The 15,283-nt window shown below is 49.0% G+C and carries 13 protein-coding genes and 1 other RNA gene; all 14 read left to right on the top strand.

Annotated features, from left to right (window positions below; translation table 11 throughout):
* Nucleotide 1: 1 nt before the first annotated feature.
* On the top strand, nucleotides 2-1,462 hold the full coding sequence (locus tag M5E81_RS05960) for a TrkH family potassium uptake protein (protein ID WP_249747027.1): 1,461 nt from the start codon (nucleotides 2-4) through the stop codon (nucleotides 1,460-1,462).
* 220 nt (nucleotides 1,463-1,682) lie between these two features.
* Complete coding sequence (fusA, locus tag M5E81_RS05955) at nucleotides 1,683-3,743, top strand: elongation factor G (RefSeq protein WP_040564578.1); 2,061 nt, start codon at nucleotides 1,683-1,685, stop codon at nucleotides 3,741-3,743.
* Between the two features lie 195 nt (nucleotides 3,744-3,938).
* Nucleotides 3,939-4,291, top strand: an RNA gene (gene rnpB / locus M5E81_RS05950) — RNase P RNA component class A.
* 86 nt (nucleotides 4,292-4,377) lie between these two features.
* Nucleotides 4,378-5,337, top strand: coding sequence for a glycosyltransferase family 2 protein (locus M5E81_RS05945; RefSeq protein WP_249747026.1), 960 nt, complete (start codon nucleotides 4,378-4,380; stop codon nucleotides 5,335-5,337).
* Between the two features lie 125 nt (nucleotides 5,338-5,462).
* A complete protein-coding gene (locus M5E81_RS05940) occupies nucleotides 5,463-6,095 on the top strand; it encodes a C40 family peptidase (protein WP_277083986.1) in 633 nt (210 codons plus the stop codon).
* 357 nt (nucleotides 6,096-6,452) lie between these two features.
* Entirely contained in the window at nucleotides 6,453-7,589 is a 1,137-nt protein-coding gene (gene cbiD / locus M5E81_RS05935; protein ID WP_040564573.1) for a cobalt-precorrin-5B (C(1))-methyltransferase CbiD, read from the top strand.
* Nucleotides 7,590-7,593: 4 nt separating this feature from the next.
* Nucleotides 7,594-8,295 carry a precorrin-2 C(20)-methyltransferase gene (cobI, locus tag M5E81_RS05930; protein WP_009144632.1) on the top strand — a complete coding sequence of 234 codons (702 nt, stop codon included), beginning with the start codon at nucleotides 7,594-7,596 and terminating at the stop codon, nucleotides 8,293-8,295.
* Entirely contained in the window at nucleotides 8,295-9,080 is a 786-nt protein-coding gene (gene cobM, locus M5E81_RS05925) for a precorrin-4 C(11)-methyltransferase (protein WP_249747024.1), read from the top strand. Before cobI ends, cobM begins: the two co-directional genes overlap by 1 nt.
* A 3-nt stretch (nucleotides 9,081-9,083) precedes the next feature.
* Nucleotides 9,084-10,151 (top strand): cobalt-precorrin 5A hydrolase, encoded by a 1,068-nt coding sequence (locus tag M5E81_RS05920; protein WP_009144630.1) that lies wholly within the window; start codon nucleotides 9,084-9,086, stop codon nucleotides 10,149-10,151.
* A 12-nt stretch (nucleotides 10,152-10,163) separates the two neighbouring features.
* Nucleotides 10,164-10,895, top strand: coding sequence for a precorrin-3B C(17)-methyltransferase (gene cobJ / locus M5E81_RS05915; protein WP_009144629.1), 732 nt, complete (start codon nucleotides 10,164-10,166; stop codon nucleotides 10,893-10,895).
* Complete coding sequence (gene cobK, locus M5E81_RS05910) at nucleotides 10,892-11,656, top strand: precorrin-6A reductase (protein WP_009144628.1); 765 nt, start codon at nucleotides 10,892-10,894, stop codon at nucleotides 11,654-11,656. The genes cobJ and cobK overlap by 4 nt, the downstream gene beginning before the upstream one ends.
* Nucleotides 11,657-11,683: 27 nt before the next feature.
* The gene (gene cbiE, locus M5E81_RS05905) at nucleotides 11,684-12,907 is read left to right on the top strand and encodes a precorrin-6y C5,15-methyltransferase (decarboxylating) subunit CbiE (protein WP_249747023.1); all 1,224 of its coding nucleotides are present in this window, start codon (nucleotides 11,684-11,686) and stop codon (nucleotides 12,905-12,907) included.
* A gap of 1 nt (nucleotide 12,908) precedes the next feature.
* Nucleotides 12,909-14,270, top strand: coding sequence for a cobyrinic acid a,c-diamide synthase CobB (locus tag M5E81_RS05900; protein ID WP_009144626.1), 1,362 nt, complete (start codon nucleotides 12,909-12,911; stop codon nucleotides 14,268-14,270).
* A gap of 36 nt (nucleotides 14,271-14,306) precedes the next feature.
* On the top strand, nucleotides 14,307-15,275 hold the full coding sequence (cbiB, locus tag M5E81_RS05895) for an adenosylcobinamide-phosphate synthase CbiB (protein ID WP_009144625.1): 969 nt from the start codon (nucleotides 14,307-14,309) through the stop codon (nucleotides 15,273-15,275).
* The last annotated feature ends 8 nt before the right edge of the window (nucleotides 15,276-15,283 follow it).

The raw sequence follows: 15,283 nt of genomic DNA, 5'->3' as shown, positions 1-15,283 counted from the left end.
GATGAATGCAAAGGTTATAATATATCTCCTGGGAAAAATTTCTGCCGGCCTGGCAATTGCACAGCTGTTGCCGCTTTTGATGTCTGTTGTTTACGGCGAATATGCTACCTCCAGAACCTTTATCTTTTCCATAGCGGTAGCTGTTATTTTGGCCAGGATCTTTGATTATTATGGTGACGGTAGAGGAGCACGCAATTTATCCGTGCGCGAGGGTATCGGCACGGTATTCTTTTCATGGCTTTTGGCTGCTGCCCTGGGCGCGCTGCCTTATTGCTTTGACGGCATTTTGAATCCCGCCGCCGCCTACTTTGAAAGTATGTCCGGACTGACCACTACCGGCGCAACGGCGATTGCCAATCTTGACATAGTATCGCGCAGCTTGCTTTTGTGGCGTACGCTGACGCACTGGATTGGCGGTATCGGCATCATCGTGCTGTTCGTAGCGCTGCTGCCGCAGATTGCCGGTGGTGCTGTGTATCTTTTTAATGCAGAGGTCAGCGGCTTTTCCAACAGCCGTATTCTGCCGCGTATCCGTACAACTGCAGTAGCGTTGTTCTATATCTATCTGCTGTTTACGATTATTCTTACCGGTATGTTGGCAATTTTGGGCATGAGCACCTATGATGCTGTCAATCATGCCTGCTCTGCGATTGCTACAGGCGGGTTTTCTACCTATAATGACAGCATTGCGCATTTTCACAGTGCGGGTATTGAGATTGTTACTGGTCTGTTTATGATTTTGGCGGCAGGCAACTTCGCCTTATACTATCAGGTTACGCAAATCGGCCTGAAGGTTTTGTGGCATGATCTGGAATTCAAAAGCTACATTGTGTTGCTGACTATTTTCACTGTTTTAATCAGCATCAACATCATTATGGTGAATGGCTACAGCGTGGCAGACGGCGTACGCGAGGCTTTCTTCCAGGTGGCTTCCTTCGGCAGTACCACGGGTTATGTTTCGGCGGACTACGACCAGTGGCCGTCTTTCTCTAAGCTGATTTTGGCTGTAACCTTCCTGACAGGCGGCTGCGCAGGTTCTACTGCCGGCGGTATTAAGGTCTGCCGTTTTATCGTACTGCTGAAAACAGTTATGGCGGAGCTGCGTCGCACTATGCATCCGCAGATGCTGCTCAACGTTTACTACGCTAAAAGACGTCTGCCGACAGAAACGATTATCAACGTCAGCCGTTTCTTTTTCGTTTATGTTCTGGTTATCGCAATTTTAACTATGCTGCTATGCTTAAGCGGTGTAGATGTAGATGAGGCAGTTTTCGGCGTGGCCTCCTGTATTTCCAGTGTCGGTCCTGCGTTTGGCAGTATCGGTGCTACGGGTAACTATGCCGGTGTTACCGGTATGGGACAGCTTACGCTGGCGTTGGCTATGCTTTTGGGACGCTTGGAGCTGTTTACCGTGCTGGCCTTGCTTCGCGGTGAATACTGGCTCAGTAGCAAAAGATGGTAAAGTGAATATTGTTTGATGAATAAAGCAAATCCGACGTGCTGTGGGAACGGTGCGTCGGATTTTTTCGCCTAATCCTGCCTTCTCCCGAAAAACTGTAATATGCGTTACAATTTTAAGTGAATTTAAAAAATTATGAGAAATTTTTCACAAAAAGCAGGATAAATGGGCAATATCAGCGAAATACTTATCATAACAAATGCCTGATAAAGGGGGATTTATCATGAAAGAGTACACTGGAGATAAGATTAGAAATGTGGCCATTGTGGGTCATGGTGGAGCAGGAACCACGTCCGTTACCGAAGCCCTGCTGTATCGCAGCGGAGCAATCAGCAGAATGTGCAAGGTTGAAGACGGTGCTACCACCACTGACTATGAACCCGAGGAAATCAAACGTAAGGTCTCCGTTAACGCCACTTTGGCACCTGTTGAATGGCGTGATACCAAGATTAACTTCATCGACACTCCCGGCTTTGCTGACTTCGTTGCCGAGGTCAAAGGAGCTTTTAGAGCAGTAGACAGTGCGTTGATCGTGGTTTGCGCAACCAGCGGTGTACAGGTTGGTACCGAACAATGCTGGAAGCTGGCTGAAGAAGCCGGTTTGCCGCGTATCATTTTTGTCAACAAGATGGATCGTGAGAACGCTGATTTTGATAGCATTTTGGATAACCTGCGTGGTAAGTTCGGTAAGCATGTACTGCCGTTACAGCTGCCTTTGGGCAAGGAGGAAAACTTCCAGGGTATTATAGACCTTTACAAAATGAAGGCCTATCGTACCAACGGTAATGGCTCCGATGAAATAGAGATTCCGGATGAGTATAAAGAGGCTGCTGCTGCTGCCCACGAAAAGATGGTAGAGGCTGCGGTTGAAGCAGATGACGATTGCATGATGCGTTATTTGGAAGGAGAAGAGATTAGCGACGAGGAAATTATGAAATGTCTGATTAAGGGCATTCGTCAGGCTATCATCTATCCTATGCTTTGCGGCAGTGCCTACAAGAACATTGGTCTTGGTCGGTTGATGAACGCTATCATCGACTTTACCTATCCGGCAATTTTGAACGACTATATCGTTATGGATAAAGAAACCGGCGAAGAAGAAGTGCGTGACGCCAATGCTCCGATGGCAGCGTTGGTATTTAAGACAACTTCCGACCCCTTTGTTGGCCGTCTAAGTTATTTCCGTGTATTCTCAGGCTCAATTAAAGCAGATAGCGTAGTTTATAACTCCCGCCGTGAAGAAGAAGAGCGTATTGCTAACATCTTCACAATGCGTGGTAAGGCTCAGATTCCTATGAAGCAGGTTCCTGCCGGTGATATCGGTGTAGTTGCCAAGCTGCAATATACCTCTACCGGTGACACCCTCTGCGACAAGAATTCTGAGGTTGAATTCCCGCCCATTAACTTCCCGCTGCCGATGTACACCAGAGCAATTTACCCGAAGAAAAAGGGTGATGAGGACAAGATCATGTCCGCTCTGAATCGTCTGATGGATGAAGACCCGACGATTATCGTTACCAAGAACCCTGTTACCAAGGAAACCTTAATCAGCGGTATGGGCGACCAGCACATTGATATAATCATGGAGCGTATGCAGCGTAAATTTGGTGTTGAGGCTGTTCTCAAAGCACCGATTATCGAATATCGCGAAACTATTCGTGGCTCTGCCGAAGTAGAAGGCAAGCACAAGAAACAGTCCGGCGGTCATGGCCAGTATGGTCACGTAGTTATTAAAATGGAACCCCTGCCGCCCGGAGGTGGATTTGAGTTTGTAGATAAGATTTTCGGTGGCGCAGTACCTCGCCAATATATCCCTGCTGTTGAAAAGGGTATGCGCGAAGCTATGGAAAAGGGTATCCTTGCAGGCTATCCGGTTGTAGATATGCGTATCACCCTGCTTGATGGTTCGTATCATACTGTCGATTCCTCTGAAATGGCATTTAAAACTGCTTCCAATATCGCCTTCAAGAAGGCCATGGAACAATGCAAGCCGGTGTTGCTTGAGCCTATTTACAGCTTAAACGTAACCTGTGCCGATTCTATGATGGGCGATGTTATCGGCGATTTGAACTCTAAACGCGGTCGCATTCTCGGTATGCAGAGCGTAGAAGACGGCTTGAGCGTAGTTAATGCTCAGGTACCCTATGCAGAGATTTCGGAATATGCCGTAGACCTCCGCGCAATTACCCAAGGTCAGGGAACCTTCGAAATGAAATTCGACCATTACGAAGACGTTCCGCCTAAGATGGCAGAAAAAATTATCGCTGAACATAAGGAAGCATAATTAAACCTGCGACAACTGAATAAAGCGTTTATGGGCCTGCCGCCTGACGTGAGTCAGCCGGCAGGTTTGCTTTGGGTAGAAAAACATTTGGGGGAAGCTTCGTGACAGTTCAGTTTGATTTCAGTATGCTTTGCGACAATAATACTGCAGCCGCTGCTATTGACTAAGCGGAATAAATATGCTAAAATCTACAGTTGAGTACGAAAGATGATCGCGGCTGGCTTTAAGTCAGATGAGGAAAGTCCGAGCTCCACAGGGCAGGATGCCGGATAACGTCCGGCGAGGGTGACCTCAGGGATAGTGCCACAGAAATGTGTACCGCCTGCATTTGCAGGTAAGGGTGGAACGGTGCGGTAAGAGCGCACCAGCGGTCTGGTAACAGGCCGGCTAGGTAAACCCCATCCGGAGCAAGACCAAATAGGGGAGGGATGAAGCTGCCCGCTGAGCCTTCCGGGTTGTGTCGCTTGAGCTTGCAGGTAACTGTAAGACTAGATAAATGATCATCACCGCTTCGCGGAACAGAACTCGGCTTATTGAGTACTCATACCTTGCAAAACGGCTGCCTGATGGCAGCCTTTTTTGTCTGATTTTATTTGAGCAGATTTTTTGGCAGAAGAATAAGTGGTGTAATATAATGAAGAAAAAAGTTTCTTTGGTAGTGCCGGTATTTAATGAAGAAGATAACCTGCACGAATTTCACAAGCATGCTACCGCTGTTATGCAGCAGGAAGCCTATGATTACAATATTATCTTTGTTGACGACGGTTCGCGTGACAGCAGCGCGCTGATTCTGGCAGAGCTGGCGGCGCAGGACGAGCATGTGGAGGCCTATCTTTTGAGCCGTAACTACGGTCACCAGATGGCGCTTACCTGTGGCCTTGATCATGCCGACGGTGACGCGGTTATTACGATGGATGGAGATTTGCAGCATCCGCCTGAGCTGATTCCCGAGCTTTTGCGCCTTTGGGAAGCAGGCAACGAGATTGTGCAGACCAAGCGCATGGCTACGGAGGATGCGGGCTTCTTCAAGAACCTGACATCCGCAGCCTACTATAAGCTTATCAACACCTTATCTAAAGTAGAAATTACTCCCGGCGGCAGTGATTTCCGTCTGATGGACAGAATTGCGGTTGATGCCTTCAAGCTGTACCGCGAGCGTGCGCGTTTTATACGCGGTCTGGTAAATACACTCGGCTTTCACGTTGCTGTGGTGGAATTTGTAGCACCGCCACGCTTTGCGGGACGTTCCAAGTTCAACCTGCACAAGATGCTGCACTTTGCGCTGGACGGTATTACAGCCTTTTCCAACCTGCCTTTGCGCTGGGCTTTTTACATCGGTATTGTTTTCGGTATGTGCAGTATTCTGCTTTTGGGCCATGTTTTTTATGTGAAATTTGTGACCAACGATGCCGTTCCGGGGTGGGCAACTACTACAGTCAGTGTTTTGTTTCTTGGAGGAATTCAGCTTGTAGGGATAGGTATCCTGGGCGAATATATTGGGCGTATCTTTGAAGAAATCAAGCATAGACCACTATATTTAGTGGCGCGCCATCTGCAGAACTGTAACAAAATAAACGAAAATAAAGCAAAATAAGCGCATTAATATTATAACAAATTAGCATTTTACAGAAACGGTATTTTGTGGTATAATAAGTATGTCTTAAAAAAGAAGAAAGGATGTAGGTGCCAGTGGTCAAACGCAAAGTATTAGTTTTCTGTATGACAGTTTTGTTTAGTTTAAGCTGTGCTGTAACAGCTTTGGCTTCCTTCCAACGCGGAGACAATGGGCAGGAAGTAGTGGCGATTCAAAAGAGATTGCTAGAATTAAGTTATTCTATTAATAATATAGATGGTGATTTCGGTCCCGAAACTGAAAGAGCTGTTAAAAACTTCCAAGCTGATAAAGGATTAGAGGTTGATGGTATTGTAGGATCAGCTACTTATAGAGCGCTGATGAACAGGGAGATGCCTCCTAATCGTAGCAATTCCGTTGTACGCAACGTACTGCGTTCTGCTTACAGTGTCATCGGTACTCCATATGTATTTGGTGGAACTACTCCTTATGGTTTTGACTGCTCTGGCTTTACCCAGTATGCATTTGCCAGAGCCGGTATATATCTGCCGCGTATGGCTGACAGCCAGTTCTACTCCGGCCGTCAGATTTCCATGAGCCAGCTTCGTCCCGGCGATTTGATTTTCTTTACCACATATGAACCGGGTGCTTCTCATGTTGGTATTTATGTTGGTGACGGCAACTTCATTCATGCAGGCACCAGCACCGGCGTAACTGTTTCTTCCGCATTTACCGGCTATTGGGGCGCACGTTATTACGGCGCTTGCCGTGTTCTCTAAGAGTTTCAAGCAGATAGGCTTCGGCTTATCTGCTTTTTCTTATGCAAAGTATTGGAAATTTTATTTATTTATGATATAATAAAACAGGTTATTGGTGTGGGTGATTCATTCTTAATTGACAAGATGGTTAACTCCTGACGGTCCCGCCGCTGTGAAGGCCTTGTGTCTAAGTCAGCAGTCAGCCCATGCTTTATTCTGAATCCACGGGTGATGGAGGCAGTTGAGTTTGCTAATTGCATGGAATAATTGTCATTAGTTAATTCTGTCTTTATGGCTTTTGTCGGATTCGGCAGAAGTCTTTTTTTATTATTGATAATCCCTATCAGATGGGAAAATTAATTGTGAAGGAGCTGCACTTTGGAAGAATATCAGTTTTCGCAAGGAAAGGTTTTGCGTTGTGGTTATACTACCGGCAGCTGTGCAACGGCCGCATCTAAGGCAGCAGTAATCATGCTGCTGACAGGCGAGCGCGTTGAAACTGTGCGCATTGACACTCCCAAGGGCATCGTACTTGATCTCGAGCCTTTGGATGTAGAGATGACTCCGGATTACGTCAGCTGCGCAATCCGCAAGGATTCCGGTGACGATCCTGATGATACTAACGGTGTACTGGTTTATGCCAGAGCCGAAAGGACTGATGGCAGCGGTATTGAGCTGGATGGCGGCGTAGGCGTAGGCAGGGTGACTAAGCCAGGTCTGGCATGTGCTGTCGGCGGACCGGCAATTAATCCCACGCCGCGCAGAATGATTACGCAGGAGGTTGGCAAGGCTATGGAGACTGCCGGTTATAACGGCGGCATGAAGCTGACGATTTCTATTCCCGCAGGTGTAGAAATTGCCAAGAAAACCTTCAACCCCCGTCTTGGTATTATCGGCGGTCTGTCGGTTTTAGGAACCAGTGGCATTGTTGAGCCGATGAGTGAAAAGGCACTGATTGAAACGATGTATGTGGAAATCAGAGCGCAGAAGGCACGCGGCAATAAAAATCTGTTGGTGTTCTTCGGTAACTACGGCGAGGATTTTACCCGCGATGAAATGAAGCTTGACCTTGAAGGTCATGTTACCTGCAGTAACTTTGTGGGTGAGCTTTTGGATTATGCTGTTTACTGCGGCTTTGAAACCTTGCTGCTTATCGGCCATTCCGGTAAGCTGGTGAAGGTGGCGCAGGGCGTAATGAATACACATTCCAAGTACGCGGACTGCCGCACGGAGCTGTTTGCTCTGGAGGCGATGTTCCACGGAGCTTCGGTGGAGGTAGGACGTGAGATTTACGGCTGCCTTACTACCGATGAGGTGACTAAGGTTCTGAAACGGGAGCAAATTTTTGAGCCTGTAATGGACAAGGTTACGGAAAAAATTGATTTTTACATGCAGCATAGAGTGCATGGCAAAATAAAAACGGCTGCTTTGATGTTTTCCAATGTTTATGGCATTTTGGGCAAGACCAAGTACGCAGACGAATTAATCCAGCTACATAAGCAAAAAGGAGTATGAGAGAATGAGAGGCAAACTTTATAGTGTTGGTATCGGTCCCGGAGACCCGGAATTAATGACCCTGAAGGCTGTACGCCTGTTGAAGGAATGTGACGTTGTTGCATTGCCTAAGGGAGATACCGACGTAATGACGGCTAAGGAAATCGTTAATCACGTAGTAGATCTTGATGCAAAACCCCAGCTGATTGTTTATATGCCTATGACTAAGGATATGGCAGCAATGGACAAAGCACACCGCGAGGGTGCCGATGCTATTGAAAAGCTGCTTGATGAAGGCAAAAACGTTGTATTCATCACTCTTGGCTGTCCTACCGTATATGCAACCTGCATTTACGTTCATAAGCTGGTGCTGAAGGATGGCTATGATGCAGAGCTGGTTGCGGGCGTAACCTCTATCTGCGCTGTTGCAGCTAAGCTGAACACTTCCCTGTGCGAAAGAGCGGAACCGCTGATTGTTCTGCCCGGCAGCTACAAACAGTCCGCAGCATTCCTAGATGGCCCTGGCAACAAGGTGCTGATGAAATCTGCAAGCGAAATCGGCCGTGTAGTTGACGAGCTGCGCGAGCGTAAGCTCATTAAAAATTCCGGTATGGTTGAAAGATGCGGCCTGCCGGGTGAAAAAATCTATCGTAACCTTGAAGAAGTAGATCCTAAGAGCAGCTATTTCTCTGTAATATTGGTTAAAGAAAAGGAGTTTGATGAATAATGATCTATTTTATTGGTGCTGGTCCCGGTGCAGCTGATTTAATTACTGTAAAAGGTAAAGAGCTTTTGGAAAAGGCTGACCTGGTTATTTACGCAGGCTCCCTTGTTAACCCGGAATTGCTGAAATACTGCAAACCGGAATGTACTATTATGAACAGCGCAACCATGACCTTGGAAGAGGTTATTGCTGCTATGGTTCCCGCAGCTCAGGCAGGCCAGCTGGTTGTACGCCTGCACACCGGTGACCCCAGCATTTACGGTGCACATCGCGAGCAGATTGACCTGCTGCGCAGCTACAACCTTGACTACGAGGTTGTTCCCGGCGTAAGCTCCTTCTGCGCTGCTGCTGCTTGCCTGAAGGCTGAATACACTCTGCCGAACGTAAGCCAATCCGTTATTATCACCCGTATGGAAGGCCGTACTCCGGTTCCGAGCCATCAGAAGATTGCTGATTATGCTTCCCACAAGGCAACTATGGTTATTTTCCTGAGCAGCGGCATGCTGGAAAAACTGCAGACCGAGCTCGTAAGAGGCGGTTACAGAAACGATACTCCGGCTGCTATTGTTTACAAAGCATCCTGGCCGGATGAAATGGTTATCCGCTGCACCGTTGGTACCCTGGCAGAAAACGCTGCTAAATACGGTATCAACAAAACTGCGCTGATTACTGTCGGCGGCTTCCTGGGCAATGCTTATGACCGCAGCGAGCTGTACAACCCGACCTTCGCTCACGGCTTCCGTGAAGCAGACCCGACTAAACTGGACGTTAAGCCCGAGGTTAAATAAGCTATGCGCGCGGCTATATTTTCCTTTTCAGCGCGTGGCGCGGAGCTGAGCAAAAAAGTTGCCGAATATCTGCACAGCATCGGTTATGAAACGGAGCTGCAGACTGTAGCGAAATATGCGGAGCAGACGGGCATTGCCCCGATGCTGCCGGACCATAACGGTGCCTGCGCAGCTGTTTTCAACAAATGTCAGGCGTTGGTTTACGTCGGCGCTGTTGGTATTGCGGTGCGTACTATCGCGCCCTTTATCAAAAGCAAGCTGACGGACCCTGCGGTTATTTCGGTAGACGAACGCGGCAGCTTTGTTATTCCTCTGCTTGCAGGTCACATCGGCGGAGCCAATGAGCTTTCGCGTTGTCTGGCGGCAGCGCTGGGCGCAACTGCCTGCGTAACTACGGCGACAGATGTCAACGGCCTTTTCGCTGTTGACGAATGGGCGGCCCGCAACCGCATGGTGCTGTGCTCTTTGGCAGCAGCCAAGGATTTTGCCGCAGCACTGGTGGGTGATGAAAAGGTAGGCCTGTATTATGATAAGGAATTTCAGCTTACAGGTTCTCTGCCCAAGCTGGTAGTTGAGGACAGCAGCCTGCCTGTCGGCATGGCTGTTACGCTGCAAAAGCATTTGCAGCCGTTTGCTACTACGGTGCGCCTGCTTCCCAAGATTGTGCATCTGGGAATCGGCTGCCGTCGCAATACGCCTTTGGAAAATATTGAAGCTCTGGTACTGCCGGAGCTGGAAAAGCTGCAGCTGGACAAGCGTTCCGTTGTGGCAATCGCTAGCGTAGATTTGAAAAAAGACGAGCAGGGTTTACTGGCCTTTGCCAAAAAATATAACTTTGCTGCTAATTTCTATTCAGCCGATGAATTGAACAGCGTAGCAGGCGATTTCACGCCGTCGGCCTTTGTGCAGAGCGTAGTTGGTGTAAGCAACGTATGCGAGCGCAGTGCTGTGAAAGACAGCAAGGGCGGCAGGCTGCTGCTGCGCAAGACAAGTCTGAATGGTGTGACTCTGGCTGTTGCAGCCGAAAACCTGGTCCTGGATTTTGCCAGAACTGGATTGAAGACTGATTAAGGAGACGAGATAATGGGTAAATTATTTGTTGTGGGCCTTGGCCCCGGCGGCGTAGAGCAAATGACCAAAAGAGCTTACGACGCACTGAAGTCCTGCGATGTTATTGCAGGCTACAATGTATATGTTAACCTGATTAAGGAAGATTTCAAGGAGAAGGAATTTCTCTCCAACGGCATGCGTAAAGAGGTTGACCGCTGCAAGCTGGCTCTGGACGAAGCTCTGAAGGGCAAAACCGTTGCTATGATTTCCAGCGGCGACGCAGGCGTTTACGGCATGGCAGGCATTATGTGCCAGGTTGCCAAGGATCATCCCGAAATTGAAATCGAGGTTGTTCCCGGCATTACAGCAGCATGCTCCGGCGCTGCTGTATTGGGCGCACCGCTGATCAGTGACTTCTGCCTGATTTCCCTCAGCGATTTGCTGACTCCGTGGGAAAAAATCGAGAAGCGTCTTGACTGCGCTTCCAAAGGCGATTTCTGCATCTGCCTGTACAATCCTTCCAGCCACAAGCGTCATGATTACCTGCAAAAGGCTTGCGATATCATGCTGAAAAATCAGCCCGGTACCATTCCTGCAGGCATTGTACGCAACATCGGCCGCGATGGTCAGGATTTTGAACTGACTACTCTGGCAGAGCTGCGCGATAAACAGGTAGATATGTTCTCTACCGTTATTATCGGCAACACCCAGACCGAAGTAATTAATGGCCGTATGGTAACCCCGCGTGGTTACAAGCTGGCATGAAACCGGTAATCTGGCTTATCGGCGGTACCAGTGAGGGACGCCGCCTGATTAAGGAGCTGGCTAAGCTGCCGGTGGAGCTGTATGTTTCTGTTGCTACGGATTACGGTGCGTCCTTAATTGAGCCGCAGCCGGGAATGACCGTTATGGCAGAGCGTATGGACCTTGCGGCTATGCGTGCCTTTATTCGGGAGCATCGCCCTGCCTGCGTTATCGACGCTACGCATCCTTATGCTACCGTTGTTACCGCAACGGTGCAGGAGGCCTGCAGCACAGAGCAGGTTGAATATCTGCGCCTGGTGCGTCCGTCGGGCGAGGGCGGCGATTACATTACCGTTCACGATTTTGCGGAAGCAGTTGAGCTTCTGAATCATCTGGACGGCGGCATCTTCCTGACTACCGGAAGCAAGAATCTGCCGGACTTCACCGCTGTGCATGATTACGCCGAGCGTATCGTTTTGCGTATCCTGCCGCTGGAAAGCAGCCTGCAGATTGCTCTTAAGCTTGGTTACAAGCCTGCGCATATTATCTGTATGCAGGGACCGTTCAGCAAAGAGCTGAATGTCGCTATGCTGAAAAAGTATGGCAGCAAGTTTATGGTGACCAAGGATTCCGGTGCTGTCGGCGGCTTTGACGAAAAGGTGGAGGCAGCGGCTGCTGCCGGCGCCAAGCTGATAGTCATCGGCCGTGCACAGGAGGAAACCGGTGCCGGTTATAGTGAGATTGTTGATTACCTCAAGCAGCATTTTGCTGCCGGTAATTGATATAAATAAAAAGGAGGCTTGCTTCCTATGTCGCAAAAATTACGCGTAAACATCGTCGGTATCGGCCCCGGTAATCCCAATTTGCTGACCGGCGAAGCACGTCAGGCTATTGCCTCAAGTAATATCTTGATTGGCGACAAACGCATGCTGGCTGCTTTTGCAGACAGCAGCAAAACTGTATATGATACAATCAAAACTGCTGCTATTGCTGAGATTGCAGCGCAGGCACAGCCTGATAAGGATGTGCTGGCGGTGCTGGTTTCCGGCGATGTAGGCTTTTTCAGCCTCGCCAAAACCATCAGCGGTAAGCTGCCGGATTGTGAATGTGTCCGCTACTGCGGCATCAGCAGCCTGGTGTATTTTTCCTCCAAGCTGCAGCTGTCCTGGGATGACGCCAAAATCGTCAGCATGCACGGACGTACGCAAAATCTGGTAGCGGCAGTTGCCCGTAACAAAAAGGTATTTTCCTTGACCGGCGGAGAAAATTCTCCGCAAAAGCTGTGCGCACAGTTGTGTGAGCATGGTCTTGGTCAGGTTAAGGTCTATGTCGGTGAAAACCTTTCGTATCCCGAAGAAAAAATCACCAGCGGTACGGCGGAAGAAATTAGTGCCTTGGATTTCCCGTCCTTGTCCGTAATGATGATTTTGAACGAGGATGCGCAAAGCTTTACCTCTACCGTACACGGCCTTGCCGATGACCTGTTCCAGCGCAGCAAGGTGCCTATGACCAAACAGGAGGTACGCAGCGTATCGATGTCCAAGCTGCAGCCGAAGGCTACGGATTTGATTTATGACATCGGTGCCGGTACAGGCTCCTGCTCCATTGAGCTGGCTCTGCTGGCCAGCCAAGGTAAGGTTTGGGCATTTGAGCGCAACCCTGTTGCCGTTGAGCTCCTCGGAAAGAACAAGGCCTTATTTGGCGTTGACAATCTGGAGGTTATTGCTGGTGAGGCTTTGGAAAACATCAAAGCCATGCCTGCTCCCGATTGTGTTTTCGTAGGCGGCAGCGGCGGCGATTTGTGTGAAATGCTGGATGTAATTTATGCCAAGAACAGTAACTGCCGTGTTGTAATCAATGCCATTACGGTAGAAACTCTGGCAGAGGTTGCTGCTTATTACAAGGAGCATCCCGCTTACAGTCTGGAAATCGTCAATGTGTTTGTAGCGCGCAGCAAGCATCTGGGCAGCTACAACCTGATGATGGCACAAAACCCTGTATATGTAATGACTGCATTGAAGAAGGAAGATTAACATGGCTGAAGTAAAAGTTCCACGTTTTATGATCAGTGCTCCCGGTAGCGGCAGCGGCAAGACAACTATCGTCTGCGGCCTGCTGAAGGCGCTGATGGAAAAAGGGCTGTCTGTGGCAGCCTTCAAATCAGGACCTGATTATATTGACCCGATGTTTCATTCTCGTGTTATCGGAGCAAAATCCCGCAATCTGGATCTGTTCATGCTGGGGCAGGCGACAACCCGTTATCTGGTGGCAAAAAATGCACGTCATGCGGATGTAGCTGTCTTTGAAGGAGCGATGGGCTTTTACGACGGTATGGGTAAAACCACGGAAGCCAGTGCTTATGAGCTGGCCTGCACATGCGATGTTCCGGTAGTATTGATTGTCAACAGCAAGGGAGCCGCCTTATCCATTGCTGCGACCATCAAGGGCTTTAAGGAATTCCGCAGCGACAGCTACATCGTCGGCGCTATTCTGAACAATGTTAATCCGATGAGCTATCTTTTCTATAAGGATGTAATTGAACGCGAAACCGGTGTGAAGCTGTTAGGTTACTTCCCGGTGATGCAAGACTGTAACTTTGAAAGCCGTCATTTAGGCCTGGTTACAGCTGAGGAAATAGGAGATTTGCAGCAGATAGTTGCCAAGCTGGCAGCTCAGGCAGCCAAATCAGTTGATCTGGACGGCCTGCTGCAGATAGCGGCGCAGGCTGCACCGCTTACATATGACGAGGTAAGCCTTGAACCCGTCGGACGTATGCGTGTGGCTGTCGCTATGGACAAAGCCTTCTGTTTCTACTATCAGGACGCACTTGACCTCTTAGCTGAGCTGGGTGCGGAGCTCGTACCCTTCAGCCCGATAGCTGATGCGCATCTCCCGGAGAACATCAGCGGCCTTGTATTGGGCGGAGGCTATCCCGAGCTTTACGCACAGCAATTAGCGGATAACAAAACGCTGCTGCAGGAGCTAAAAACCGCTATCGACGGCGGTATGCCTTGTTTTGCGGAATGCGGCGGCTTCATGTATCTGCTGGAGCATTATCGCGACGGCGATAAGCTGTACAGCTGGGTTGGTGCATTGAAGGGCGAATCGGCCATGACTAAAAAGCTGACGCGCTTCGGATATGTGCACCTGACGGCGCAGCAGGATAATCTGCTGTGTCCTGCCGGTGGTACGATAAATGGACACGAGTTCCATTACTCCGACAGCACCAACAACGGTGCAAGCTTTATAGCTGCCAAGGCGTCCGGCCGCGGCAGCTGGGAATGCGCGAATACAACACCGACACTTTATGCCGGTTATCCGCACATCCACCTGTGGGGCAATCCTGAATTTGCCCGCAGCTTTATCAAACAATGTGCAGCGTATGCTGCTAAATAGCAGTCGACAGACTGCTGAAAAGGGGAGTTTGCTTAGATGATGACCTTAGGCGCAATTGTAGCAGGTTTTATTTTAGATTTGATTTTCGGCGACCCGCATTGGTTGCCGCATCCGATCTGCTTAATTGGCAATTTAATAGGATTTCTGGATAAAAAACTGCGGCGTATGCTTGCTCCCGGCGAGACAGCATTACTGCTCGGCGGTGCCTTGATGGTAATAATCGTTCTGGTTCTTGCCTTTGCCGTGCCGTATGCTGTGCTGACGTTGGCGGAACATGTTAACCCCTGGCTGCGTTTTGCTCTGGAAACCGTTATGTGCTACCAGATTTTTGCTACAAAATGTCTGCGTGACGAAAGCATGAAGGTATACACTGCTCTGAAGGATAACGATCTTGTGGATGCAAGACTGAAGCTTTCCTGGATCGTTGGGCGTGATACAAAAGAACTTGATGCTGCAGAGGTGACTAAGGGAGCAGTAGAAACCGTTGCGGAAAATACTGCCGACGGCATCATCGCTCCGATGTTCTATATGTTTATCGGCGGCGCTCCTCTGGCCTTTTTGTACAAAGGCATAAATACTATGGATTCCATGGTCGGTTATAAAAATGACACGTATCTTTATTTTGGACGCTGTGCTGCCAAGCTAGATGATTTGGCCAATCTGATTCCCGCGCGTATTACCGGTCTGGTAATGATTGTGGCATCTTATTTCCTTAATCTTGATGCCAAGAGAGCGTGGAAGACATTCTGGCGCGACCGCTATCATCATCTCAGTCCTAATTCCGCAATGACGGAATCAGTTACGGCCGGTGCCTTGAACATTCAGCTCGGCGGCGATCATTTTTATTTCGGTAAACTCGTCCACAAGGAAACAATCGGCGACGACATCCGTCCGGTGTGCCCCGAGGATATAGTTACCACCAACAATTTACTTTATATGACGGCTGTTCTCAGCCTGTTGCTGTTTTCTCTGATTTATCTGGTTAACAGTCTTATTTTGAAATGAAGCAGGTA

It is taken from the genome of Phascolarctobacterium succinatutens (assembly GCF_023497905.1).
In the GTDB taxonomy this organism is placed as follows: Bacteria; Bacillota; Negativicutes; order Acidaminococcales; family Acidaminococcaceae; genus Phascolarctobacterium_A; species Phascolarctobacterium_A succinatutens.
Note: the sequence above shows the minus strand (reverse complement) of the source record. Positions and strands in the feature narration are given on the sequence as shown.

Excerpts from the sequence above, each read along its gene's own strand:
- cbiE (WP_249747023.1), top strand. The coding sequence starts at position 11,684 with ATGTCGCAAAAATTACGCGTAAACATCGTCGGTATCGGCCCCGGTAAT.
- fusA (WP_040564578.1), top strand. The coding sequence starts at position 1,683 with ATGAAAGAGTACACTGGAGATAAGATTAGAAATGTGGCCATTGTGGGT.
- M5E81_RS05940 (WP_277083986.1), top strand. The coding sequence starts at position 5,463 with ATGACAGTTTTGTTTAGTTTAAGCTGTGCTGTAACAGCTTTGGCTTCC.
- M5E81_RS05920 (WP_009144630.1), top strand. The coding sequence starts at position 9,084 with ATGCGCGCGGCTATATTTTCCTTTTCAGCGCGTGGCGCGGAGCTGAGC.
- cbiB (WP_009144625.1), top strand. The coding sequence starts at position 14,307 with ATGATGACCTTAGGCGCAATTGTAGCAGGTTTTATTTTAGATTTGATT.
- cobJ (WP_009144629.1), top strand. The coding sequence starts at position 10,164 with ATGGGTAAATTATTTGTTGTGGGCCTTGGCCCCGGCGGCGTAGAGCAA.
- M5E81_RS05900 (WP_009144626.1), top strand. The coding sequence starts at position 12,909 with ATGGCTGAAGTAAAAGTTCCACGTTTTATGATCAGTGCTCCCGGTAGC.
- cobK (WP_009144628.1), top strand. The coding sequence starts at position 10,892 with ATGAAACCGGTAATCTGGCTTATCGGCGGTACCAGTGAGGGACGCCGC.
- M5E81_RS05960 (WP_249747027.1), top strand. The coding sequence starts at position 2 with ATGAATGCAAAGGTTATAATATATCTCCTGGGAAAAATTTCTGCCGGC.
- M5E81_RS05945 (WP_249747026.1), top strand. The coding sequence starts at position 4,378 with ATGAAGAAAAAAGTTTCTTTGGTAGTGCCGGTATTTAATGAAGAAGAT.
- cobM (WP_249747024.1), top strand. The coding sequence starts at position 8,295 with ATGATCTATTTTATTGGTGCTGGTCCCGGTGCAGCTGATTTAATTACT.
- cobI (WP_009144632.1), top strand. The coding sequence starts at position 7,594 with ATGAGAGGCAAACTTTATAGTGTTGGTATCGGTCCCGGAGACCCGGAA.